Annotated in this window: 19 protein-coding genes and 1 pseudogene; 12 read left to right on the top strand and 8 right to left on the bottom strand. The window is 46.0% G+C overall.

Annotated elements, in window-relative coordinates; translation table 11 throughout:
- Nucleotides 1-209 (top strand): annotated as a pseudogene (locus tag NDI34_RS23140) (hypothetical protein); the annotation flags it as partial.
- A gap of 43 nt (nt 210-252) precedes the next feature.
- Here NDI34_RS23140 and NDI34_RS23135 read toward each other — a convergent pair.
- Both NDI34_RS23135 and NDI34_RS23130 read right to left on the bottom strand, forming a co-directional pair.
- On the bottom strand, nt 253-657 hold the full coding sequence (locus NDI34_RS23135; protein ID WP_348233970.1) for a nuclease A inhibitor family protein: 405 nt from the start codon (nt 655-657) through the stop codon (nt 253-255).
- Between the two features lie 21 nt (nt 658-678).
- Nucleotides 679-1,029 carry a hypothetical protein gene (locus NDI34_RS23130; RefSeq protein ID WP_348233969.1) on the bottom strand — a complete coding sequence of 117 codons (351 nt, stop codon included), beginning with the start codon at nt 1,027-1,029 and terminating at the stop codon, nt 679-681.
- A 116-nt stretch (nt 1,030-1,145) separates the two neighbouring features.
- Here NDI34_RS23130 and NDI34_RS23125 point away from each other — a divergent pair, with 116 nt between their 5' ends.
- Nucleotides 1,146-1,727: a GIY-YIG nuclease family protein gene (locus tag NDI34_RS23125; RefSeq protein ID WP_348233968.1), complete on the top strand. Its 582-nt coding sequence runs from the start codon at nt 1,146-1,148 to the stop codon at nt 1,725-1,727.
- 416 nt (nt 1,728-2,143) lie between these two features.
- Nucleotides 2,144-3,901 carry a gamma-glutamyltransferase gene (gene ggt, locus NDI34_RS23120; protein ID WP_348233967.1) on the top strand — a complete coding sequence of 586 codons (1,758 nt, stop codon included), beginning with the start codon at nt 2,144-2,146 and terminating at the stop codon, nt 3,899-3,901.
- Between the two features lie 504 nt (nt 3,902-4,405).
- Here the strand turns inward: ggt and NDI34_RS23115 are convergent.
- The gene (locus NDI34_RS23115) at nt 4,406-6,271 is read right to left on the bottom strand and encodes a 3'-5' exonuclease (protein ID WP_348233966.1); all 1,866 of its coding nucleotides are present in this window, start codon (nt 6,269-6,271) and stop codon (nt 4,406-4,408) included.
- A gap of 299 nt (nt 6,272-6,570) precedes the next feature.
- The gene (locus tag NDI34_RS23110; protein WP_348233965.1) at nt 6,571-7,266 is read right to left on the bottom strand and encodes a thermonuclease family protein; all 696 of its coding nucleotides are present in this window, start codon (nt 7,264-7,266) and stop codon (nt 6,571-6,573) included.
- Nucleotides 7,267-7,391: 125 nt separating this feature from the next.
- Here NDI34_RS23110 and NDI34_RS23105 point away from each other — a divergent pair, with 125 nt between their 5' ends.
- The 3 genes from NDI34_RS23105 to NDI34_RS23095 all read left to right on the top strand — a co-directional run bounded on the left by NDI34_RS23105 (nt 7,392) and on the right by NDI34_RS23095 (nt 9,526).
- Entirely contained in the window at nt 7,392-8,351 is a 960-nt protein-coding gene (locus NDI34_RS23105) for a competence protein CoiA family protein (protein WP_348233964.1), read from the top strand.
- Nucleotides 8,352-8,716: 365 nt separating this feature from the next.
- Entirely contained in the window at nt 8,717-9,328 is a 612-nt protein-coding gene (locus NDI34_RS23100; RefSeq protein ID WP_348233963.1) for a transposase family protein, read from the top strand.
- 27 nt (nt 9,329-9,355) lie between these two features.
- Nucleotides 9,356-9,526 (top strand): hypothetical protein, encoded by a 171-nt coding sequence (locus NDI34_RS23095; protein ID WP_348233962.1) that lies wholly within the window; start codon nt 9,356-9,358, stop codon nt 9,524-9,526.
- A gap of 225 nt (nt 9,527-9,751) precedes the next feature.
- Here the strand turns inward: NDI34_RS23095 and NDI34_RS23090 are convergent, their stop codons facing one another.
- Nucleotides 9,752-12,439: a CHAT domain-containing tetratricopeptide repeat protein gene (locus NDI34_RS23090; RefSeq protein ID WP_348233961.1), complete on the bottom strand. Its 2,688-nt coding sequence runs from the start codon at nt 12,437-12,439 to the stop codon at nt 9,752-9,754.
- A 116-nt stretch (nt 12,440-12,555) separates the two neighbouring features.
- Here NDI34_RS23090 and NDI34_RS23085 point away from each other — a divergent pair, with 116 nt between their 5' ends.
- A complete protein-coding gene (locus NDI34_RS23085) occupies nt 12,556-12,678 on the top strand; it encodes a hypothetical protein (RefSeq protein WP_348233960.1) in 123 nt (40 codons plus the stop codon).
- Between the two features lie 137 nt (nt 12,679-12,815).
- Here NDI34_RS23085 and NDI34_RS23080 read toward each other — a convergent pair whose 3' ends face one another.
- The 3 genes from NDI34_RS23080 to NDI34_RS23070 all read right to left on the bottom strand — a co-directional run bounded on the left by NDI34_RS23080 (nt 12,816) and on the right by NDI34_RS23070 (nt 16,477).
- Nucleotides 12,816-13,370 carry a site-specific integrase gene (locus NDI34_RS23080; RefSeq protein ID WP_348233959.1) on the bottom strand — a complete coding sequence of 185 codons (555 nt, stop codon included), beginning with the start codon at nt 13,368-13,370 and terminating at the stop codon, nt 12,816-12,818.
- A gap of 803 nt (nt 13,371-14,173) precedes the next feature.
- Entirely contained in the window at nt 14,174-15,616 is a 1,443-nt protein-coding gene (locus NDI34_RS23075) for a hypothetical protein (protein ID WP_348233958.1), read from the bottom strand.
- Nucleotides 15,617-15,628: 12 nt separating this feature from the next.
- Nucleotides 15,629-16,477 (bottom strand): hypothetical protein, encoded by an 849-nt coding sequence (locus NDI34_RS23070; RefSeq protein WP_348233957.1) that lies wholly within the window; start codon nt 16,475-16,477, stop codon nt 15,629-15,631.
- 373 nt (nt 16,478-16,850) lie between these two features.
- Between NDI34_RS23070 and NDI34_RS23065 the strand changes: the two genes are divergently transcribed.
- The 5 genes from NDI34_RS23065 (at nt 16,851) to NDI34_RS23045 (ending at nt 24,028) form a co-directional block, all read left to right on the top strand.
- The gene (locus NDI34_RS23065) at nt 16,851-17,015 is read left to right on the top strand and encodes a hypothetical protein (protein ID WP_348233956.1); all 165 of its coding nucleotides are present in this window, start codon (nt 16,851-16,853) and stop codon (nt 17,013-17,015) included.
- A 375-nt stretch (nt 17,016-17,390) separates the two neighbouring features.
- Nucleotides 17,391-20,447: a UvrD-helicase domain-containing protein gene (locus tag NDI34_RS23060; protein ID WP_348233955.1), complete on the top strand. Its 3,057-nt coding sequence runs from the start codon at nt 17,391-17,393 to the stop codon at nt 20,445-20,447.
- 162 nt (nt 20,448-20,609) lie between these two features.
- Nucleotides 20,610-21,902 carry a hypothetical protein gene (locus NDI34_RS23055; protein ID WP_348233954.1) on the top strand — a complete coding sequence of 431 codons (1,293 nt, stop codon included), beginning with the start codon at nt 20,610-20,612 and terminating at the stop codon, nt 21,900-21,902.
- Nucleotides 21,895-23,775, top strand: coding sequence for an AAA family ATPase (locus NDI34_RS23050; RefSeq protein ID WP_348233953.1), 1,881 nt, complete (start codon nt 21,895-21,897; stop codon nt 23,773-23,775). Before NDI34_RS23055 ends, NDI34_RS23050 begins: the two co-directional genes overlap by 8 nt.
- Nucleotides 23,776-23,794: 19 nt before the next feature.
- A complete protein-coding gene (locus NDI34_RS23045) occupies nt 23,795-24,028 on the top strand; it encodes an SRPBCC domain-containing protein (RefSeq protein WP_348233971.1) in 234 nt (77 codons plus the stop codon).
- Nucleotides 24,029-24,107 lie beyond the last annotated feature (79 nt).

The following is a 24,107-nucleotide window of genomic DNA, read 5'->3' as shown; positions in this document are numbered from 1 at the left end:
ATAGTGAAACGAGCAGCGTGAATTCTGAACCGACAACTCAAAGACCACTCAATCTAGAATCTCCCACTCCCACAATCACAGCACAAGCAGGTCAGTGTAGTCCGGCTTATCCCAATGTCTGTATTCCACCTCCACCCCCAGACTTGAATTGTGGTGATGTTGAATTCAAAAACTTTCAAGTATTGCCACCAGACCCACACAACGCCTGATAGAGGAGACAATGATGGCTTTGGGTGTGAGCGCTAAACAGTTTTAAGTTTCTATCACCTTAGTAGACAACCCCGCTAAAGCACCAGTGGGAGTTTGACCCACAATATAAACATCAATCTCTATTTCACCCAGGCGATACACTTCTGGGTTACTCAGAATTTGTTTAAGGGTTTCCACGAGAGCTTGGTACTTCTGGAGCGTAGCTTTTTCCTCTTCAGAGTACCAATCTTGTTCAGTCGTTGCCACCCTAAAGAAATTATCAACGGTTACGACTTCGATAGGCGTAGTTTGAGGATGACCTGTCTGTTGCAGAATCTTTTGTGTTGTCAGCGGTTGTAGTTCTGGGGATTCCCACAAAAAAACCTCAAAGGGATAGTCAGACTCGCTCAGATATAGCAAGCCATCGGATGCTGATTTTAGTTGGTCAACGATTTCTGAATTGTTCATTGAATTGTCAAGTGCGATCGCTCACACACTATCATCCACCCATCTACAGTGGGGACAATCCCAATGCACCGGGGGCGTTTTCTTCATATCAAACGGCATCTCGCACTGCGGACACCTACCCGTAAACATTGGGTGATAGTCCAGCATCTCCAACTGTTCTTCCGGTGTCCAACGCTGCTTAGGTTGCAAGATTAACTCGCCGTTGTAGTAGGTTGCCCCTTCTGGTTGCCAGAGTTCTTCTGGTTCGGCGTTCGGGTTTTCTCGAAAATCTAAACAGCGATCGCTTTCTATCCCGCCCGGATGAATGGCACAGACGAGATGAGGATCGTGTGAGTAAAGGAGACAGCGATCGCACTCTGGAATTTTTGGCATAGCACTAAAGCAGTTTATTCAAGTTTCCCCTAGAACTAAGGGCGAGCGCACCCTGCATCTGTCACTTTTTTCTAGGGGATTTATCATTAGCTGGTTAGTACGAGCAAGAAACTCCATTGGAACCCAATCAGCTTGAACTGTTCTCGGCAGCGCAGCCCCCTTCCACTCGGAAGAACAGACCCGATATGCTGCTAATGGACGCTGATGCTCTCGTGAGGTGGAAAGGACAGATCGCTGCTCACCAGCAACGCGCTAGGGACAGTAAGCCAGCACAACAGGTTACATTATTAGATTTCGCAGAGCTTGACTTTGCACCAGCGCATTGCGAGCCAGACCGTATAGATCCCTTCAGCCTCCGCCTGTGTCCTACATTGTTCTATCGGTTGCCAGTGGATGGAGCGGGAGAGGCGTGCATTTATTTTGTGCTGGATAACGCTGCTGGACTTATCCTCTACATCGGTGAGACGTGCCACTCTTCTAAGCGCTGGAAAGGCACCCATGACTGTAAGCGGTACATTGAAAAGTACCAGGATCTACACTATCAGTACGGCTTGAAGACAGCCGTGACTATGGCTTTTTGGTGGGATGCGCCAGCTAAAGCTCAACCCCGACAGCAGCTGGAGCAAGCGCTGATTCAAAAATGGAAGTCGCCGTTTAACAAGGAAAATTGGCAGCGCTGGGGTCAACCATTTGGGTAAGGGCGATCGTGCTCTAGCGAATCTCCGAGAACTGGACAGATTACTGCTTCTCCAGATACTTGGTGGTATCAAACTGTTTAATCAAATCTCTAATGATACGCGGGTTATTAGCCCTTAGCTCCACTGAAGCCGTTAGGTAGTGCTGAGCTAATTGGCTCAGGGCAATCTGTGTCTTTTCTCTGCTCTAACCATTCACCCAATAGACTTTCTATCAAGCGACTTAAATTTATATCGTCCTGGCGCTGCTGCTTCTTGTATGTGAGGTTTGAGTAGTAATAGTAACTAACCCGATGGTTGCTATAGATTAAAAGCGGCATATTGCCTACAGTTGTAAATTTCAATACTAATTTCTCCAACAAAGTATCTTAATAATGTGAGTCATATAGGGACAGGGTAATTACTAAAGGGGCTTCTCGATGTATCTGGCTAGGAAAAAAGTGACGGTCATTGCTTTGGCAAATGCATTCAGTTTTTCAACCGTTTTTGCCCTAAGTTTGGTAGCTGTCTCAACTCTTACAAAAATTAATGTAGCGAACGCTGCTAATCGACCAACTACTATGTCAATGAATGGCATGGTAACGACACCTCACTATTTAGCTTCTCAAGCTGCTTTAGATGTACTTAGGCAGGATGGAAATGCTGTAGATGCTGCAATCGCGGCTGCATCTACGTTAGCAGTAGTTTATCCGCATATGAACAGTATTGGAGGAGATAACTTTTGGTTAATTTATAATGCTAAAACTCGCGAATTAAAAGCCTTAAATGCCAGCGGTAGAGCTGGTCAAAAAGCAACAATCGACTTCTATCAAGCTAAAGGTTATACAAAAATCCCCTCCAGAGGCTATTTAGCAGCCAATACAGTACCGGGAGCGGTTTCTGGTTGGGGAGAAGCCTATAAATATGCTCAACAAAGTATAGGGAATAGCCTGCCTTGGAGTCAGCTGTTTGATTCGGCCATTAGCTATGGAGAAAATGGCTTTCCAGTAACTCCTAGTCAGACCTATTGGACTAAAACAAATATTGATGAGAAGGACAAAGAATTCCGGAATCTTCAACGTTTTCAAGGCTTTAAGCAGACCTATCTTAAGTCAAATGGTGAGTCTTACCAAGCTGGTGAAGTCTTTAAACAGCCACAGCTTGCTAAAACCCTGAAAGCAATTTCTGAAAAAGGAGCTGCTGAATTTTACCGGGGTGAAATTGCTCAAAATATCATCAAAGACTTAGAAGCTAACGGAGGGATTTTAACTCTAGAAGACTTTGCATCACACACGGCTGATTGGGTTAAACCGATTTCAGCAGACTACCGCAAATACAAAGCGTACAATTTTCCACCCAATACACAGGGAATGGCTTCTCTCTCGATTCTTAACATCCTCAACAACTTTGACTTGAAGAAGATGGGAGAAGGAACAGCAGATTACTACCACACGATAGTAGAAGCAACAAAACTTGCTTTCGCTGATAGAGACAAGTATCTTAGCGACCCATCCTTCGTTAAGATTCCTTTGGATACGCTTCTGTCCAAAGAGCATGGTAGGGATTTAGCAGCACGCATCAAGATGAGAGTTGCTGTTAAAGAAGCTAAGCTGCTCGATCCCAAAGGCGATACTGTCTGGTTGGGTGTGGTTGATAAAGATGGCAACGCTGTATCTTTAATTCAAAGTATATATCATGACTATGGAGCGGGGATTGTTGCTGCAAATACGGGAGTTTTGCTACAAAATCGAGGGAGTTTCTTTTCTCTAGATCCAAAGCATGTTAATCATTTGGAACCCCGAAAGCGAACCTTTCATACTTTGAATCCGGCAATGCTATTTCAGGATGGGAAACCCTATTTAGTCTACGGAACAATGGGGGGAGAAGGACAGCCACAAACCCAAGCTGCCCTTGTAACTCGGATTGTAGACTTCGGATTTAGTGTCCAAGATGCGATTGAAGCACCGCGATGGCTGCAAGGTCGTACTTGGGGAGCCTCATCTAATGACCTTAAAATTGAAGGACGAGTGCCGCCAACTGTAGTCAAAGACTTAATTCAAAGAGGTCATCCAGTCAAGGTAGTGGATAACTACACAGATACAATGGGACACGCAGGTGCAATTCTCATCGAGCCAGCAACCAATATAAAATTTGGTGGTGCCGATCCACGCGGCGACGGGGCTGCTGTAGGGTATTAACGAATGTCAGATAACAGATTATTTGGGAAAATCCCAGCTTTTGGTGATAAAGCATTGGCTGAGCGCTCTGTCCCACGGGTGTAGTGTCAATTATTAGTTGGAGGGAAAAGTGCCACAAGGCACATGAGGTGGAAATTCAAGCGTTATTTTGCCCCGGTGGCAGCTTCGCTATATTTCTCTCTTAACGAACCTCGTTCCCTCTGCTGCCCACAGTTCTTCCGATTCGGCAGGGGGTTGAAAGTCGAGACAGCGATCTCCCTTAAGAATTCGGAGCGCCGAATTCTAGCTTCACCCGTCAGGAGGGTCGGAAGTTGAGAGGGCGATTGCTATCTGGTTCGGTGAGATGTATGGCACACACTATCAAACGATTGCGAGGGGCGAGCTAGAGCGCGATCGCGCGCCGGGATCTTCGGCATAGTCTCGCAGTTGGTTTACTCAGTTTCTGCCAGAACGGAAGGAGATCGCACCCTTGATACGAGCGCGATCGCTCCAAGCACGCGGCAACTACGCTGAACGTTGAACGACATCTAAGCGCTCGCTCTGTTGCAAATCCTTGAGAATGTCAAAACCTCCAGACCCAAACAGATGTAGAACTTCCTGCGCTCTGGTCATGGAAACATAAAGCTCTCGTTGGGATCTGATTGGATGATCGCCAACCCCAAACTGCTGCACCCAAGGAATCAACACCGCTTTAAATTCCAAGCCTAATGCAGACTTAGCGGTAACGATTCTGACGCCTTGGTGCTGAGTGCTGTAATCCGATTTATCCTGGTTGACCCAATAGGAACCAAAACCCAACCGTTCGAGCTGTTCCATTAAATAATCGAATGAGGCTTGTTCGTGTTGACCCTTGTAGCGATAGATGATGGCGATGTCTTTGGGTTGGAAACCTTCCCCGATAAGTGTTTGGATTTGCGCGATCGCCGCTTCAATCTCAGCCTGACGATTGGGTAACAGGTGCAGCATGGGGCGTTGACCGTTCCGTAGCGCCGCACTCGGTTTAATAACCGGAAAAGTCACATCATCTACATCCTCATCCTCAATATTGGTTGGCTGTACGACACTCCAGGCTGCTGAAAGGATTTCTTCAGTGTTGCGGTAGTTTTGATTCAGCTTTTTAGTGCGCCCTTGAGCTTTGACGCCAACGGATTTCCATGAAAACTGACGCCGTTGGTAAAAGCTTTGCGAGCCGTCCGAGACGATCGTTAAATCTCCATTTTCCGGATCTTTGAGAGCCGCAGTACAGCATCGAAACCAACTGGGTGAAAAGGTGTGTGCCTCGTCAACTAGAACCGCATCCCATTTCAGTTCTAGGGGAAGTTGTTCAAGCGCCTGCAACAAGCGAAGGCCTAAATCTTCGTCATAGTCTTCATCGGTGTCATAAAACCGGGGATTGGGCAGTATGCCAAGAATTGATTTTGCCCATTTATGAAAATGGATAATCTCGATCCGTTCCCGATACAGGGGGTTGCTGTCTCCTTCGATCAGCGAACGCAGGTAAGCAGCCAAAGTAATGTTAAAACAAAGAATTAAAACTTTTTGGTTAAATAGTCCACTAGCGAGGGACTTGGCACGCGAAAGCAGAATCAACGTTTTTCCCGATCCAGCGACTCCACAGAATAGACGATGACCAGAATGAAGCGCTCGCGCAAGTTGCTCTTGTTTGTAGTCAAGAGCTTTGATGATAGTTGCGTTGGGTTTGAGGTGAAACCCTTCTGGAACGCTCTTAAGTGTGGCGGTTTCGGTTCTAAAGCCGACTTCTGGGTGGATAATACCGCGAATGGTATGAATTTGGTCGTCACTCAGGGGCATAAAGTTGAAGCGCACAGTAAACATATTGCTTAAGCGCTTCATCAATGCTCGTTCGTCAATGCCGTCCCATTCTAGAAGTTCATCGCGATAAGCAACCTGGGGTTTTTCTAGGAGCGGGTAAATATTTCCGTCTCTGGCTTCGGCTTCCGTAATGTTGGTCATGATTGCACCTACACCTACGGGAAAAGTCAACTGGCCCTGATAATCCCCATCATCTTGAGTTAAAACTGAGTAACCCTTTAGCTTATTTATCAGAGCATCTTGATAGCTTTTAGCCTGCCTCAATGGCGATGGCTGGCTAAGGGTTTTGCTGTCTTGTTCAATTTGAAAAAACTGATTATCGGCTTGGATAATTTGGCTAGCACTCCATCCCTTGACCTCCAGGATCAGCAGTCCTAGGGTTGGCCCCAAAACAATGAAGTCAGGGTACAGCCCATTCACTCGCGGCTCATACCAAACATAGCAGTCGTCTGGTAATTCGTAATGCAAAGTCTTGTAGAGGCGCTTCTCCCCTTGGCTGGCTTTTGGCGGGACAGAATCGGGAACCATTAAAGCCATACACAATATCTCCTAAAACTCTCGTTAAACAGCGCGATTCCCTCTTTTCCCGGAGATAATGCCTTGGGAATTACGAAGAGCGAACGATATATCATCTCCTACACCCTAGCCCTGCTAGAACTTAACCAGGTTCAGGATATTTACTGAAAATTCCATACATCACGAGTTCGAGGAGAGTATTCGGGTTGAGGATTGAAGTGTTGCGATCGCTCATCACAAGCCGGTTCAGGATTAGTCATCACCGTTTGGTTAAGATGGTTGGTGAGCCTCCATGAGCGCGATCACTCCTCAGTGTACTGTTACCTCTTTTCGCATCCAACCCCATCGCTGTCGCGGTCGAAGCCGTGCGGATCGGGAGGCAGAACTTTGAAATTCCGGTACGAGATGTCCGGGCAATTCAGATCCGGTGGACCAGGGGGAATACATACGCCTGGATAAGCTGGACTACAGTTTTGTTGGGCAGATGGGGTTGGTTTGGGCTTGGCGCTGGAGGACGGTTGATTACTTGCTTGTGGCCCTTTCCTAAAATCCCACGGCATGACTGGCTGGGGCTGATTCCAGAATCCCAACTTCTTCTGCTTGGCTTGGGCTTCAGCCTGAAGGTACTGATTCTTTGTGGATGCACAGCCGCTGAGGTACTGGCGATACACGACAGCTTGCCCCTGTTTAACCATTTGCAGGTTTACTGACTGTTTTCCCAGGTAGAGTTCAGCGACAGTTCGTCCGTAGCGATCTTGCTCAATCGAGCGAATCTGCACGGCCTTACCAGCAGGAAGAAGTTGCTTGAGTTTCGCTGCTGATTGCTGACCCCAAGGGCGCTGTCCTGTTTCTGGTGCATCAATGCAAGCCATCCGGATTGTGACAACCTTCCCCTGGCTTTTTACTCGGAGTGTATCGCCATCGCCAGTGCTGACTACTGTTGCTGTGGTTTGTGCGAAAGCTGGGACGCCGGTTAAGACCAGGACTAGAGCGGCGGCAATTGCGGGTTTGTTCATCACGCTTTCTCATCTAGGACAGTTTTAGTGTTCCCAGATCGTGAGGGGCGATCGCGTTTATTCCAGAGAGCATCTTGATTTCATCTGCTGTGGAAGTTAACGATAAATAGTTAGTAATTCGCGATATGACTGATGTGTGGCTGCTAAAGTTTGGGGTCAGCGCTGATAATAAATTGGTTGATATTGTTGATGTCCCCAGCGGAAAAAGTGATTTAGTTTGCCCCTATTGTGGAGTCAAATTAGTCGCGAAGAAGGGTCAAGTCAAGGAACATCATTTCGCTCATACCGGGCAAACCTGTCGCTCCGTGACGGTTAAGCGAGAGTTCCCTACCCTTCCTCTGTATGACAACTTCAATATTGAGCTATCAGGTCAGGCACTGCAATTGCTCAAAACCCTGTGGAAGTCATGCGGTCAGAATTGCTGGAGTATTCCTTTCTCTGCCGAACTCAAGCCATTAATTAAAGCAAATTTATTGCAGAAGAATCCCTATCAAAATCCTCCCGGCTACGAATTTACTCAGCTAGGGATGATTCCAGTTGGAGCGCTGCCCTCAAAGGAATTTAATCAGATTCAAGAACCGCTTCTCCTTCAGAAATTATTTGATATAGAACGGCAGGTGGAACTTGCTCAAGTTCTTAAATCCCTGAACCAGAAAGAACGAGTGGTTGATTTATGGCTTTACCGAACTCAGCTCAGAAGAATCCTGGAGCATCGTTTGTACTATTTAGAAGTGAAAACTGATAGTGAAACTCTATATAAAATTGGTGTAACCAAGCGAAGAGTTGAAGAACGAATGGTAGAGATTAGGCGGGATTTACGCTGTCACTACAAAAACGTTGAACTTAAGGTACTGGGTACTTGGGAACACAGGGGCAACGTTGAGCTATATTTCAAGCATCGCTACCAGCTGTTTAACTATCGCTTAGGCCCCTTAACTGAATACTACAAGTTTAATACTGAGGCAAGTACAGTATTGAATGATTTGAACCAGATGCATCTCAAATGTCTTAGCCAAGTAGAACTTGATATTTTAATGGAGGATGATAAGCCAGCACCTGCTAGGACTGAAAACCATTGCCTGTGACAACGAACCTTTTTAAAGACAATCACGTACCTCAATAACAATGCTTCAACAACCCAAACCAGAACTTGACATTAGACCTCTTGCGGAATTGAGTAAAATCAGCTAAACAAAGTTTAATGAATTGATAGTTATAGTTCCTAAATAGATGCGTTACAAAAAAGCACTTGCATTGTCTGAATCTGACTTTAAAAGAATGTACGGGGTGAAACCGGAAACATTTTGGATGATGGTGAAAGTAGTACGGGATGGGAAAGAGGGCAGCCGTGGCAGCCATGCATCTATCCCAATTCCCGACCAAATCTTGTTAACAAGAGCAGTATTGGCGCGAGTACAGAACTTACTTTCATATTGCTCAAGATTGGGGGATGCACGAATCAACAGCACAACGGACAGTGAAAAGAATTGAAAATTTATTAATAAGATCAGGAAAGTTTCGCCTGCCGAGTCGGCGACATCTGGGGAAAGAGTCCGAAGACATCGAAGTCGTTGTTGTGGATGTTGCAGAAATAGAAATTGAGCGGCCTAAAAAAAAACAGAAAATGTACTACAGCGGGAAACAACGCTGCCATACGCTCAAACTCCATCTGTTAGTCAACCAGATAAACCAAGAAATCATTTGTATAGCTTTAGGCATAGGGAAGCAGCATGACTTTAAAATCTTTAAAAGGAGTAAAGTCCATATAAGACAAGAGATACAGCTTCTAGCTGACAAGGGTTATCAAGGGATTAATCGCTACCACGCTAACAGCCAAACTCCATATAAAAAGCCTAGAAGAACACAATTAAGCCCCGCACAAAAACAATTTAATCGCGAACACGCTCGCCGGAGAATTCGAGTTGAGCATATTATTAGGTTATTGAAGACTTTTCGGATTTTATCCAGTCGTTATCGCAATAGAAGGAAGCGATTTGGGCTGCGAGTCAGCCTGATTGCAAGTATTTATAACTATGAACTGAGATTAGCTAACAAATTTTAATTCCGCAAGAGGTCAATTATACACCTAATGTCAAGAGCTTGCCTCGTCCTGGTTGCGTTCAATCTAGTTGGCTGCCAGTATATTGCCCCGCCTGATATTGATACCCCTTCCGTCCCCTGCTTCGCCTTCACCTTCGGTACTGTTCGGGCGATCGCTTTACCCCAGCCAATAAAAACTACTACTCTAGAACCGCTGTAATCGTTGCTGTGAGCGACACTCATCCACTTGGATAAAAGGTTAGTTCCTCTCTTTCCACGAATCAAACCAAACAATTGAGTGGTTCTGCAACGCTTGGCTTGGGCGATCGCTTACACGCTATCATCCACCCATTCGCATTGAGAGCAATCCCAATGTACTGAGGGCGGCTTCTTCATCTCAAAGGGCATCTCACAGCAGGGATACAGACTCGTAAACAGCGGGTAGTTACTCAGCTTCCCCAATCAACGTGTATGCAGCCCAAGCGCTGGGTTGGTTGGGATATTGTTTCATCGTCGTCAGCATCGCATTTCGCAAAGCTTGTGCTTTATCCGAGTTTTGTTGCAAATTTCGATAAAATTCGGTCATCAACAAAGCAGAAGGATTATCCGGTATCGCCCACAAAGTAACGATGACACTGGGGACACCCGCCGTAATTAAAGAGCGAGATAGTCCAATTACGCCATCGCCAGTCACTTTACCTCGCCCAGTGTCGCAAGCACTCAAAACAACTAACTCGGCATTGAGCTTGAGATTCAAGATTTCGCTAGAGGTGAGGAACCCGTCATCTTTTCCAGAAAGAGAAAGAGCAACCGCACCCGGTATACCCAACCCTTGAAAATCATCCAGCAACCCGTGAGTCGCCAGATGAATCATCTTGGCGGTGGGTAGCTTCTGAGCAACTGCGGCTTCAGTGGCTTGATTACCAATTAGGGCAGTCGTGTTCAGAAGACGAGCAATCTCAATCGCTTCCTTCTCGGCACCTGGTAGGGGCGAAAGCGGTTGAGGCTTTTCTCCAATCTTCGGGGCAAGGCTAGGCATCGTGGGATTGCCAACCACTAGAACATCCTTGGCAGACACTAGAAGTTGGCGTTGCTGACGGGTTAACGCTAGCACCTGAATCGAAGGAGCTGTCAGGAGAGTGTGTTGTTCGATTAAGTATTTGTTATTGGTATCTTGGAGGGCAGCAAAGGGAATCAGGAACAGGGATTGTTGAGGGATGAAGATGACACGGGCATTGGGGTCAGCAGGCAGAAGGTCAGCAATGGGTTGAATGAGGAGTTGGTGAAGTTGTTGTAATCGATTAACTTGGGTGGTTTTATCTAATCTAGCGATGATGCTCAAGCCGCGACCTCTGACACCCATCGATTCACGGCTATTGACAACTAATTCTGGAAGCGTTGTATTTTGCTGCTGCCACAGGGGTTTGAGGTCAACACGGCGGAACGATACTTCGCCAGAGGGTGGGATTACCCAAATATAGAGTTCTGATTCGCGAGATTTTTGTTTACCCTGAATCTTGAACTCGTCATAAATAATCGAATATTCAACCAGGGTAGCGTTTTGCTGTTGAGCGATTTGTTGAATTTGCTGAAGAGTGGGCGGATTTGTAGAAACATTCAGCCCAGTAGAGGAAGGAGAGGAGAAGCGTGTAGCCAATCGCTCCACAAAGGCTCTGGCACGACCCCTTTCAGAAACTTCTAGAGCCTCTGTAGGTTGATTTTGGGCAATTAGGACTTCTTGCAGTAGGCGATAGGTGCGAGCCTGCTCCTCAAAAATCGACACTTTGTAGGCATCATTGCCCTCCAATCGTTCCCGGAGAGATTCCCATACTTTAATTCCAGTGCGAAGGGTTTTTTCTGCTTGAGTGAAATTACCAGATTTCTGAAAAGCCAGTCCTAGATTGTTCAGAGATCCCCCCTCGCCCGAACGGTCTTTAATTTCCCGCGCAATTGCCAAACTCTGCTGATGATACTCAATCGCCTTCGTGTAATCTCCTAGCAAAGAGTAAACAATTCCCAGCCTGCCCAGCGCATTCCCCTCTCCGAAACGGTCTTTAATTTCCCGCGTAATTGCCAAATGCTGCTGCTGGTAATCAATCGCCTTAGCGTAATCTCCCAAAGAACGGTAAGCATCTCCCAGATTGCCCAGAGAAGTCCCTTCCCCTAAACGGTGTTTAATTTCCCGCGCAATTGCCAAATGCTGCTGGTGATAGTCAATCGCCTTGGTGTAATCTCCTAGGGAAAAGTAAGCAACTCCCAGATTGCCCAGCGCACCCCCCTCTCCCAAACGATCTTTAATTTCCCGCGCAATTGCCAAATGCTGCTGGTGGTAGTCAATCGCCTTGGTGTAATCTCCTAGGGAAAAGTAAGCAACTCCCAGATTGCCCAGGGATTGTCCTTCCCCCAAACGGTGTTTAATTTCCCGTGCAATTGCCAAACGCTGCTGGTGGTAGTCAATCGCTTTGGCGTAATCTCCCAGGGAAGAGTAAGCAACTCCCAGATTACCCAGAGAAGTCCCTTCCCCCAAACGATCTTTAATTTCCCGCTTAATTGCCAAACTCTGCTGGTGGTAGTCAATCGCCTTGGCATAATCTCCCAGGGAAGAGTAAGCACCTCCCAGATTGCCCAGCGCATTCCCCTCCCCTTGACGATCTTTAATTTCCCGTGCAATTGTCAAACTCTGCTGGTGGTAGTCAATCGCTTTGGCGTAATCTCCCAGCAAATTGTAAGCAAGTCCAAGATTGCCCAGCGCATTCCCCTCACTTGAGCGGTCTTTGATACCCTTAGCGATTGCCAAACTCTGTTGGTAGTACTCAATTGCTTTGGCGTAATCTCCCAGGGAATAGTAAGCAATTCCCAGATTGTTCAGCGTATTCGCCTCCCCAAAAGGGTCTTGGATTTCCCGATAGAGACTCAGTGCCTGTTGCCAAGACTGTAAAGCTGCCTCAACTTGACCACTTTGAGCCTGCTCAATCCCTTGCTGCAACAGGCGGTCAGCTTCCGCTTTCCGAGCATCTGGGGTTTGCGCTAACGCCTGTGTCGTGAGAAATGGCGCTGGAAAATTAGGCGCGAAAGGCGTTGCAGCAGTTGTCAAAAGAGCGATCGCGCACAGGAGTCTGATTTGGAGACGCACAGTTATTACGGGGGAAAGTGCAAGGACGAGATCGCTGTTTTAACCTACGGCGATTGGGCACGTCTAGTTATCGGTTGATGCGAGAGCATCGTCACCAGAATCAAGAATGAGATCGCTTGCGAACTGCAACCATCAGCGGCAAGTTGGTCTTTACCCTCTTCGGAGCGATCGCTAACCCTACACTTTGGCAGCGCACTTTCCCCGTACCAATTGGTACTTACTTTTCAGCGACGCAATAGCAGGAGTACCAATTGGTAATTACTCTTCAGGCTAAGGACTAAGGCAGCGGCAACTGCGGGTTTTGTTTATCACACCTTCTCATCTGGGACAGTCCTAGTATCCCCAGATCGTGAGGGGTGATCGCACCCAAAAACCTTCACCAACCAATCATCGATACCGCCTTCCGCTTCTGCTCTGGGGATACTTCTAGATACCGCTGCAAAGTACCCAGGTCGTTGTGACCCGATATCTCTTGAATGTGCCTGAGCGGTATCCCGGCATTGTGCATCTGAGTCAGAGCAGTTCGCCGGAAGCTGTGCGTACTCACCCCCTCGACTCCGATGCGCTGGATCGCATCCTTCAGGATCTTGTCAGCCATAAACCGACTTAGATGTTCCTTTCCCCTGACTCCAGATGGAAACAATGCCCCTGGTTTGAGAAGCTGGTACTCTGCCAGTATTGCCGCGAGTGCAGGTTGAACATCCACGACGCGGGTTTTCAGTTTTCCCTTCGTGGTAGACTTCCTGAAAGTCAACGTTCCACTTTTAATGTCCGTAGTCTGGAGCGCCAGTGCTTCCGACACCCGACACCCGGTAAAAAGGCAGATGGCAAACACAGCGCGATCGCGCGGCGACTTAAACCCATCAGTGAACAACCGCCTCAATTCGTCTGAGGTGAGAATTTTTCCTTGCCCGTTGCCGCTAACTTTCATGGCTTCGCTTTGTTCATACCGCTAGACTACACGAAAATCTGGTTTCGTGTAATAGATGCCAAAAAGTATTGCTCTAGCGTTGGTTTAAAGATTTCGGATTGCCGGATTCAACCGAGCTTATCAATCCCGCTCCATCCGCTTTACGAGAGAATCAGGGTTTCGGGTGCAATCGATGATTTTTGCTTATGCCTGCGCGGTTATCACCGTCATCAAGTAAAATTGACTACTTCTGATTGGTAACTGATAGCAGAGTCGGCATAGATGCCAGAATCACCCATGCTGGGAGCACAATGCCGGTGGAGTGGCAAGAGAAAATCCGTTGGATTGCAGAGGTATCTGAACCAAAGGAAGTGGAAGTTGTGCGCGAGTGCGATCGCACCCTTTAGCGCTGAAGGGTCAGTCTCGAAGAGATAAGCCGCGAGTGCTGACTGTCAAGAGCAACGTCGCAAGGTAGAAGCGAAGCTTGCAGGGTGTGATCTGCGCGCAGAGCGAGATGACTTATGCCTTTGAAACAATGGACCTCGTGGAAAAGTTGCAGGTGGGATAGCGAAGGTAGATTAGAGTCGGGAATGACTGTATTCCCGGATTGGAGGAGAAATTAGATCAAGCACCTTCAGGAGCGGGGCAGAGATTCTGATGGCAAGTCAGTTTAGTTCACCGTAGGTATAGAAATAGCGCGGAGGAATCGCGCTTCCAGGGGGGCTAAGGTAATCTTGTATTACACGAGAGTTAAACAGTTTTGCACCAACTCTTTTGTGTCATAGCTTGGTTCCTGTTGTCAGTTTCAAGCTTTTCAAATTACTTCAAGACAGCATAAAGGCATCAAGTTCATTAATTTCGTGGATAATATCAGTTTCTGAAACCTCATAGGCTTCTGCCAACTGAATACTAGCTTGCAGTCTTAGTGCCACGTTTTTACCTGTATCAAATGCAGCCTTGGTCAAGTCTCCAAGTTTTTCATATTCAGCGACAATTCTCGACACTACTTCACGGTAGGTTTGGTCAATTTTAGCAAGGCTTTGATTGTAGTATTCGTCCATTTGACGCTGCAACCGTTCAGTTTCCTTACCAAGGTACTTTTTACTAGAATCTATAGCTATGCGCCCAGCAATTGTTCCCAAAACTGCACCCAGAACAGGAACTGGGATTATAACCTGTCCAAGAGCAGAAGCTAAAGCTGCTGCTGCCGACTCCATACAAGCTAACTGACTAAGCTCAGTAAATTGGTCAAAGGAAATTTCCCCGGCATTGAGATCGTTAACAAGACTGGCAATCACCTGACCAGCACTAACAAACGAAGCTGCCAAGGGTGCAGATAGGCTTGCAAAATTAGTTAGGGCATAGATGGTTCCAGCAGCGATACCACCAACGGTTGCTCCTTTAGCAGTATCAATGCCTATTTCTTTCCAGTCATCTGCTGTGTAATCACCCCTAAAGAGATTTTTTCCCTGTTTGTACTTCTCATACAGTTTGAAAGCTAACCGAATTCCACCACCGATTAAGGCTCCCTTCCCAGCTACTTGAGCCATATCCCCTAAATTCGGTTGTGCATTAGTTCCGAGACTCTCCTTGATCCGTTTGTTTTCGTTGCTGAGTTTTTGCTCGTGCCTGTCTAATGTCTCGTGAATGTTGCCTTGCTGTACTTCACTGTATCTGGAAATCCCAGGCTTGACGACTTCACTAAATGACTTCCCAGAAAGCTGTTCAATTTCTTGGGCTTTCTGCTGGATTTTTTGTACTGTGCTGCTGGCTAGTCCTTCTACAGACTCACCTTTAACTACCTTTTGAATAGTTTCGTAGTAGTCTCTTGGAAGATGGTAATAGGAACCGTCCCTACCAAAGTTCTCATACTTGTTCATGTGTTCTAGTACATGATCCAAGTTCTTGTTAAGGCCATTAATAAACTTTGATTGAACTTGAATGCTATCAATAAGATAGTCTTCAGGAGCTGTTCGACCAACTCCCTCAAATGTTGCACTTGGAGTTTGCTGACGCAGATAGTCCCTGGCATTACGAATGCCGACTTCAACCTGCTGGGCAATCTCGCCATGTTTTGTTTTTTCGTTGCCTAGAATATGTTCAGGGGTTTCGACAAAATTTCGTACTTTCCCAATCTGCTCAATCGCCTTGGCGAAGGCGGAATCTTGACTGTCCAGAGCTACTTTGACCTGTTGGGCATGACGGAGATTATCCGCCGCTACCATATCACCAATTATCTGAGTTGTCTGATGAATGTTCTCTTTCATCGGTGTTCTTGATTAGCTCAGCTTCTTGTTCAGTAGTTTAGAAAGTGTCTGGATGTTGTTAATTAAGGTAGCCAACTCTATCTTTTGCTCATTGTTGAAGTGCTGATAGTTGTTAGGGGCATCTATCTTGAGAAAATTCAATCGCGTGTTAACGCCATCAGCGTGTTGTTGAGTCAAAGTCAAGAGTTTGGCTATTTCTTCCTTAGCAGCTTTCAAAGTTGCTGTCTTTGCGTTAATACGGGCTGCTTCATGATTGGCTTTCTTGGCAATTTCTTCATTTTTACCTCGAAGCATAAGCGCACCGCTCGTCAGGGCTATACCACCAATAGCCCAGCCAACTGGTCCTGCCAACGCCAGCAGTGCATTCCCCGCTGCCATCCCACCACCACCAGCTACTAGCGCACCACCACCAAGCCATGCAAGTGCCGCGTTAGTTGCAGCAGCGCCTGATAGAGCTGAGATAGCAGTACCTGTTGAAGCAGTGCCAAAGGTAGTTGCGATCGCAATTGCCGCAGTTGGACCAAAAGCTGCAACCCCAACACCTGCTGCTGCTCCTGCTCCTGCCACTGAGCTGCTTATTTTGGCAGTTTTATCTGCTTCAATATTAATTTCCTGAATTACCTTGCTAAACTTGTCAAACTCCAACTTGAATTCAGACACTGATTTATCGAACTCTTTTGGCGAGTTAGCAAGGGTGTTGATGTATTCTTCACAAACCTGTATTACTTGCTCGGCAGTTGCTTTGCGTTTCTCATACAGTTCTGCTGCTTTCTTAGTCACATCTGCTGCAACTGTCTGATATTCTTTATCAGCAGCTTTCAAGTTTGCTAAAGCTTTGTTCTTAAGATCACCGTTTAACATTTCTGGCTCCTTGGCTCCCTTTCTATTCACTCAGCCTTAGTCTTCAATATCAACGGTGAAATGATAAAGTTATCTTGAATCAAGGTGAAGCGGCGGTGAATTTTTGCTTCCGCCCTAGTAGCTATGACAAAGTGAGTAGGGGTATAGCTAAGATAAGCGCTCTCATGGGACACGAGATTACGATGTTCAAGAGTGACCGCCGCCGCGGTCAAGGGTGCGATCTCTTCGCTTTAAGAGCAACGCCGCAAGGTAGAAGCGAAGCTTTCAGGGTCCGATCTGCGCGATCTGCGGGGTGACTTATGTCTTTGAAACAATAGACCTGATGGAAAAGTCGCAGGTGGGATGGCAAAAGTAGGTTAGAGTCGGGAAAACCATGTATGACGATGTAGGTCCCGATCGGACACCAGAGCGATCACTGGTCGAGAAAGTCATCAAGGATCGGACACCAGAGCGATCGCCAGTTGAGAAATGTATGTATGACGACTTGAAGGAAAATCCTCTCTCAACTCCAATCGAAGACTCTGGCTTAGACAATTAATCTAAGCAGAGTTATCTAACAATTTTTCTCAGCTTAGTAACTGCTGAATATGCTTAACACACTCTTAAGGTGAACTTGCAGCGAAAGTGTTGAAAAATCTAATAGTAGGGACGCTCTATCGCCTAATAACACCATTCGCTGTTTGTCTCTTTGAATTTTGTCACGGCCTAACCAGTGCTGGGAACCATTAATTTCCATGACACAAAGTTTTCCAGCTTAGTAATCATGAGTCCTGGGTGCGGGTGTAGTTGAGAGGTTGCCCGTGGAAGGGGATCTCGTTTGAAGTCGGTGTTAGACCTGCTCAGTCTGCGGGAAAACTAGAAATAGGCGTTCAAATCGCTGCAAGTCGTTGAGTAAGAGTCAGGCATAACATAGATGGATGAACAATTTCAACGCAAGGTATCGGCTGAAGAATTTCCTCACCAAATTATTAAGCGTATTGATTACTCAATTAATACGTCATTGGCAGATATTGAGCATGGGCAGCTAGTCAACCATATAACATTTGGTATTGGAATAATCATAGACTTTGTTGGATATGCTGGATACATTTATATTCGCTTTATTAACGACCCCGAAAGGATTATAAGATTTAAGACTGAGTTACTTGCTGATAGTCGATTCTTTAATAATAAGATTTTATTTATCAGTGTACGACAAGCAAAACTAATAGCTGAGGAACAGAGCAAACTAGAAGAAGAAAAGCAGAAACGTACTCGCCTTGAACAGTACCGTCGAGAACAAGAAGAAATCCGGCTCATAAAAATAGAAGAAGAAAGGCAGGAACGTACTCGCCTTGAACAGCACCGTCGAGAACAAGAAGAAATCCGACTCGAAGCTGAGCGTAAGGTGAGGGAATGTAAACTAGAGGAAGAACGACAGCAACGCGCTCGTCGCGATGCAGAAAAGCAAACTTTAGTCAATAGCCTAAAAGAGCAAATTGCACAAAACTTTCTCAATGCTCATAACTTCTATCAAACTCAGTGTTCTAAACACATATCGTTTGAGGAGTACCAAGCTGAAAAGTTGAATTATGTGCAATCTTGGGTAAAGAATCGTTTGAACTCCGAGTCTGACCTTGAACAAGCAGCAGCTATTGGTGCTGTTGAAAGTCATGTTCAAGTAGTAGCTAGGGCTGGTAGTGGCAAAACCTCTACTTTGGTCAATAGAGCTTTATTTCTACAGAAACACTGTGGCGTTGCACCCGATGAGATGTTGCTTTTAGCCTTCAATCGTAAGGCTGCCGAGGAGATCCGAGAACGCCTCACCAAGCAGCTACAAGGTTCTATTCCTCATGTAATGACGTTCCATGCATTAGCCTACGCTTTGGTTCATCCGGAAGATAGCATTCTTTTTGACGAACCAAATGGGGAACAAAGTAAAAGCCGCGCCCTACAGTCTATAATTGACGACTACTTACGCGACCCAGATTACCAGGAAGAAATTCGTGTTCTGATGATGGCACACTTTCGTGAAGATTGGGAGCGTATCGCTTCGGGTGGATACAACAAAAGTCCTGAAGAGATGCTGCGTTACCGTCGCTCATTACCAAGAGAAGGACTTGATGGAACATACCTTAAATCTTTTGGTGAGAAGGTCATTGCCGATTTCCTGTTTGAACACAATATCAAATATAAATACGAGCGCAACTTTTATTGGAATGGAATTAATTACCGCCCTGATTTTACAATCTTCACAGGAGACAACCAAGGGATAGTTATAGAATACTTTGGACTCGAAGGCGATCCAGATTATGATGCAATGTCCGCTAAAAAGCGACAGTATTGGCAAAATAATTCTAACTGGCGTTTACTTGAATTCTCCCCAACCTCCCTAAAGAATGAGGGTGTGGAAGTTTTTCGTGCTTTATTAAAGCGCTCTATTGAAGATTTCGGAATTACTTGCGATCGTTTGAGCGAAGAAGAAATCTGGTTGCGAATCAAAGACCGCGCTATAGACCGATTTACCAAGGCAGTAGTGGGATTCATTCAGCGATGCCGCAAACTGTCCCTCACTTCAGAGAAGTTAGCTAAAATCATTGGTAGTCATAGCTGTGCTAGTAGTATCGAGCAGCGTTTTTTGGCACTTGGACAAACATTTTATAAATCCTATTTGGAACGCCTTCAGGCAACAGGTGAGGAGGATTTCGATGGACTGATGCAAAGAGCCACAGAAATCGTTACATCAGGAAAAACCGTATTTCGCCGTAAATCTGGCATTGGAGATTTGAAGCATCTACGATACGTGTTCATTGATGAATATCAAGACTTCTCAGAACTATTTCACCATTTAATAGAGGCAATTCGAGAACAGAATCCTCAAGCGCTCTTCTTCTGCGTTGGAGATGACTGGCAAGCAATCAATGGCTTCGCTGGTTCTGACCTCCGGTTTTATCAAAATTTCGCGCAATTTTTTCAGCCGTCGCGCAAACTAAACATAGCTACCAATTACCGCTCGGCGACTTCCATAGTCGATATCGGCAACATATTGATGCAGGGATTGGGAACTCCTGCCCGCGCTCATAAGAGAATACCGGGAACCGTTGAGATTGCCGACCTAGGAACTTTTCAGCCAACCCAAAAAGAGTTAGAAGCTCATCCAGGAGATAGCTTAACACCTGCCGTATTACGCCTAGTGGACAAGGCTATTCAGGAAGACAAAGACATTGTTCTGCTCAGTCGCAAGAACAGTTTACCGTGGTATGTGAATTACAAAGAGCGCCGGAATAAGTCGAAGGATGGCGTACTCGATAGCTTTCTACAACAAGTGCGCTCCTATCTACCTGAAAACTTAAGACACAAGGTAACGATATCGACAGCTCACAAGTACAAAGGTCTAGAGAAAAAGGTAGTCATCGTACTAGATGCTGTCCCTCGTTGTTATCCCTTACTCCATCCCGACTTGATGCTTACTCGTGTGTTTGGCGATAGCATCGAGCGGGTATTTAACGAGGAACGCCGTCTTTTCTACGTTGCATTAACTCGTGCAGTAGAGCATTTGTTTATCCTCACTGAAACAAACAACGTATCGCCTTTCCTTGAAGAGTTGAGGAGTAGAAAAACGATTCCCTCCGTGAATTGGTCTAATTATCAGTCTTTGGTTGGGTCGATAAAAAATCTCACTATCAAGGTAGGGAACCAAGGGGGACGGAATGGAAACGGTACTTACGCGATTAGAGACTTGCTCAAGGCTGAAGGCTATCGCTGGAGAACAACTGGATGGTGTGCTTGGTGTCGCACTTATCCAGCACAAAACTTCTCAGTACAACAATTTTTTGATGACGCTGAGTGGATTTCTCGTGCTGTTGGAATTGAGGTACGGTTTTATGACGATTTTGAGAAGATGCTGGCGACCTATCGGGTTAACGGAGGTCAGTTGACTTGCGTCGTTGACAAGATTCCAAATCTCGAACTTGACGATATCCCGTTTTAGACCGAAAACGGGACAGTCACTCTTAGCAACCAAAATTTCTCCGCTACTATCCGAAGGCGAGATAGCCCACTTTGCCGACTCTCCCCCAGGATCTTCGCGTGACAAAGGACTCACAGGTAAGTTAGACGTGGTGTAAATTCTGCGATCGCTAATCTCCAAACAGTGACCACAATCTTCGAGTACGACTTTACTGCTGGGTTTGATTGGACTGAGCAAGACTTAGTAGCAATTGAGCGGCTGCGACGAACTCTAGGTGTAGAGGTTCTACGACCAACAACGCGCAAAGGTCAGCGCGAACTCCAAGCAACCCAATACGTTGGTGTTTTTCGCTTAGGCAGCCGCACCGTTCAAGTTTTACCCAAAATGTTCCGCTCGTCAGACGAGGATAAGGCAACTAAAGCCACCCGCAATCTTCTTTACTTGCTCGAATACACGGGTCAATTAGTGGTGCGGGAAACTGCTGTGACCCAGTTAATGCAAAACAACCTAAACTGGTTTGAACTCCTGACCCGTCTGCTAGCCTCCAATTTAAGGGAGGAGTGGCAGAGGGGAGCTTATCGTAGCTACCAAACCGTTGAAGATGTCTTACCTGTTCTCAAAGGCAAATGGCAGCTATTAAAACAACTCCGCCATCCCGAACGTCAGCATCTGTTTGCGGTTGCTTACGACGAATTCAGTGCTGATAATTCACTCAACCGCATCTTTCGTTACGTTGTCGAACGTCTCTGGCAACTCAGCCGCGATGCCACTAACCGCAAAATTTTAGGCGAACTACGACACTGGATGGAAGAGGTAACACTATTGCCATCAGCTATAGCGAATGATGCCAATCTCATCCCTATCACCCGACTCAACCAGCGGTACGAACCTCTGCTCAACCTAGCAAAGCTGTTTCTCGACAACAGTAGCTTGCAATTGTCCGCAGGTGAGTTGGCAACCTTTGCCTTTGTCTTCGACATGAACAAGCTGTTTGAGGGATTCATTGTTAACTTCATTCGCCGCCATCGGGATGAGATTCTGCCAACCGAACTGGGAAGCTGCCAGTTGATAGCACAAGCAGGCACCACAACCCTACACCTTGCACGCACGAGTAACGGCGAATCTGTCTTCCGCCTCAAACCCGACCTCGCTTTCTGCAACGGAGATAGTTTTCCCCTACTGCTAGATGCCAAGTACAAACAACTCAAACCCACAGATCGGAAATTAGGTGTATCAGAATCCGACTTCTACCAAATGCACGCCTACGCGCATCGCTATCAGTGCCCCCGCGTTCTACTCCTCTATCCCCAGACAGCGGATATTCCCCAACCCTTACAGGCAGAATTCAGCTTGGAAGACAGTGAACGAGTAATCGTTGCCGCTACCGTCGATCTGCGAGGGGATTTAAGCAAGTCACAAGAGCGTGCCAAATTGACAACCAGATTGAAAACAATACTGACAAATCAGCATGGATAGTGAAGTATCCTCGACAGCCAATCATATAAACATTTGGAAGGTGGCACCTGGAGAGAAAGCTTCTTTATGGGAGATGTGCCAACAAGAAAAATGTATTGCTATTGGGTGGCTCAATGACGTTGACTACCGAAGATTCCCTGATAAAAATGCTCTAAGACAGGCATTAGGAAAGGAGAAAGGTGGTGTATCTCATATTTGGTCTTTCGTCCATAGCATGCAACGAGGAGATGTTGTTGTAGCGAATCAAGGACGGAGGACTGTCGTGGGAGTAGGCGCGATCGCCAGCGATTACATACCACCCAACGATGATGATAATCCAAGTACAAACTCTCACTACACGCAAGCACGACACGTAGATTGGCTAATTACCAAATCTGTTGAAGTTCCTTTTCAGTTCATTGTTGGGACAGTGGACAAGCTAACTCCCCAAGAGTGGAAGCAGATATACCAAGCCTACTTGAGTACATATCCAGATGACTTAGAACTGAAAAATTCATTAAGTAAACTTGAGTTATTAATGAACTTAACAGAAATCTTAGAAGTGCAACCACAACGGCAGCCTGCTCCCCAAGAACTCAAGCAACTGATAAAAATTGCGGAACGCACTCGTAATATTATCCTGTATGGTCCACCTGGTACGGGCAAAACTTACTGGGTAAATAAATTTGCAGAATTACTTTTGGGGAAGCAATTACAATCTCCCGTGCCTCCAGAGCAGAGGCGGCGAGATATATTGCAAGGTTTGAATTGGCATCAAGTAGTTGCCCTGGCCATGTATGTAAATAAGCAAAGACAATTCTTTAAAGTTCCAGAACTAGCTAAAGAACAGTTGATTGATGAGTACTGGAAATTTTTTACACAGACGAAGAAATTAAATAACCAGCTTCACGCTGTGCTACAAACCCACACCGATGAAAATGTAGAAACAGTCAAGTATAAGACTCGTCAGGCTCCTTTTCTCTTTGAAAAAAATGATCACGGGTTATGGTGGCTAACACAAGAAGGTCAGGAGTATGTTGAAATTAATCTGAGCGACCAATTAGAAGAGATTAATAAACCAGCACAATCTTTGCCTACTATTTTCCATTACCTCAAATTTGTTACTTTTCATCAATCTTTTGCTTATGAAGAGTTTATCGAAGGACTCAAGCCAACTACTGATGAAGAAGGGCAAGTGCGCTATGAAGTTATAGATGGAGTGTTTAAAAGCATCTGTAAGCAAGCAGAGCTTGATCCGAAGCATCGTTATCTTCTCATTATTGATGAAATCAATCGCGCCAACATCGCTAAGGTAATTGGTGAACTCATCACGCTCATTGAGGACGATAAGCGGATTGGGGAAAGAAACGAATTAATACTTACCCTCCCTTATTCAGGTCAAAAATTCGGTGTCCCACCAAACCTCTACATTCTAGGCACCATGAACACCGCAGATCGCTCAATTGCCCTGCTTGACATTGCGATACGACGGCGGTTTGCCTTTGTAGAGTTGATGCCCAATCCAAGCCTTCTCAAGGACAAAGATATAGATGGCATACAGTTAGACAAACTACTGGCGCAGCTCAATCATCGCATTATTGCCCTACTCAGCCATGACTATCAGATTGGACATAGTTATTTTATAGACGTGAACGATATCGAAGACTTACACTTCACTTGGTATCATCGCGTGATTCCCCTGCTTCAGGAATACTTTTACAACGATGGTCAGCGCTTACAAGCTTTGATTGGTGAGGATTTTCTCCAACCTGTAGAAGTAGATTCAGCAACCCACAAAGCTTTAAAGGACTTGTATGAACCCGATCTCAAATATGAGATTAGACAGTTGGAAGGGAAGGATTTCTTGGATGCACTCCGCAAGTTGGCAGAGTAACTGCTAAAGCGATCAGCAGATCGTCATTACCCGCATCTTCAACGCACCGGGCGAACTTGTGTTCAAAGTGTGGACTGGCCCGAAACACGTAGCGCAGTGGTGGGGTCTGAAAGGCTTCACAACGCAGGTGACTAAGCTGGATCTACGTCCGGGCGGGAAATGGTGCTATTCCGGATTAGAGGAGGAATTAGATTCTTCAGCACATGAGGGATCTAGGTGTGGTGATGGCAAGTCATTTTGGATCGAGCCGTAAGATATGTCGGTATTGTCATTTGTTACGATGTTGAAGAACGTTACCGGGGCTAACAAACGAAATTCCCTATCCCAATGAT

Origin of the sequence: Trichocoleus sp. DQ-U1 (assembly GCF_039961925.1) — a bacterium.
In the GTDB taxonomy this organism is placed as follows: Bacteria; Cyanobacteriota; Cyanobacteriia; order Cyanobacteriales; family FACHB-T130; genus FACHB-T130.
The sequence above is the reverse complement of the archived record's forward strand: the minus strand, read 5'-3'. Positions and strand labels throughout refer to the sequence as shown.

What these genes read in the sequence shown, in the direction of transcription:
- NDI34_RS23135 (WP_348233970.1), bottom strand. Translation starts at nt 657, where the DNA reads ATGAACAATTCAGAAATCGTTGACCAACTAAAATCAGCATCCGATGGC.
- NDI34_RS23130 (WP_348233969.1), bottom strand. Translation starts at nt 1,029, where the DNA reads ATGCCAAAAATTCCAGAGTGCGATCGCTGTCTCCTTTACTCACACGAT.
- ggt (WP_348233967.1), top strand. Translation starts at nt 2,144, where the DNA reads ATGTATCTGGCTAGGAAAAAAGTGACGGTCATTGCTTTGGCAAATGCA.
- NDI34_RS23115 (WP_348233966.1), bottom strand. Translation starts at nt 6,271, where the DNA reads ATGGCTTTAATGGTTCCCGATTCTGTCCCGCCAAAAGCCAGCCAAGGG.
- NDI34_RS23110 (WP_348233965.1), bottom strand. Translation starts at nt 7,266, where the DNA reads ATGAACAAACCCGCAATTGCCGCCGCTCTAGTCCTGGTCTTAACCGGC.
- NDI34_RS23105 (WP_348233964.1), top strand. Translation starts at nt 7,392, where the DNA reads ATGACTGATGTGTGGCTGCTAAAGTTTGGGGTCAGCGCTGATAATAAA.
- NDI34_RS23100 (WP_348233963.1), top strand. Translation starts at nt 8,717, where the DNA reads ATGCACGAATCAACAGCACAACGGACAGTGAAAAGAATTGAAAATTTA.
- NDI34_RS23095 (WP_348233962.1), top strand. Translation starts at nt 9,356, where the DNA reads ATGTCAAGAGCTTGCCTCGTCCTGGTTGCGTTCAATCTAGTTGGCTGC.
- NDI34_RS23080 (WP_348233959.1), bottom strand. Translation starts at nt 13,370, where the DNA reads ATGAAAGTTAGCGGCAACGGGCAAGGAAAAATTCTCACCTCAGACGAA.
- NDI34_RS23075 (WP_348233958.1), bottom strand. Translation starts at nt 15,616, where the DNA reads ATGAAAGAGAACATTCATCAGACAACTCAGATAATTGGTGATATGGTA.
- NDI34_RS23070 (WP_348233957.1), bottom strand. Translation starts at nt 16,477, where the DNA reads ATGTTAAACGGTGATCTTAAGAACAAAGCTTTAGCAAACTTGAAAGCT.
- NDI34_RS23065 (WP_348233956.1), top strand. Translation starts at nt 16,851, where the DNA reads ATGTATGACGATGTAGGTCCCGATCGGACACCAGAGCGATCACTGGTC.
- NDI34_RS23060 (WP_348233955.1), top strand. Translation starts at nt 17,391, where the DNA reads ATGGATGAACAATTTCAACGCAAGGTATCGGCTGAAGAATTTCCTCAC.
- NDI34_RS23050 (WP_348233953.1), top strand. Translation starts at nt 21,895, where the DNA reads ATGGATAGTGAAGTATCCTCGACAGCCAATCATATAAACATTTGGAAG.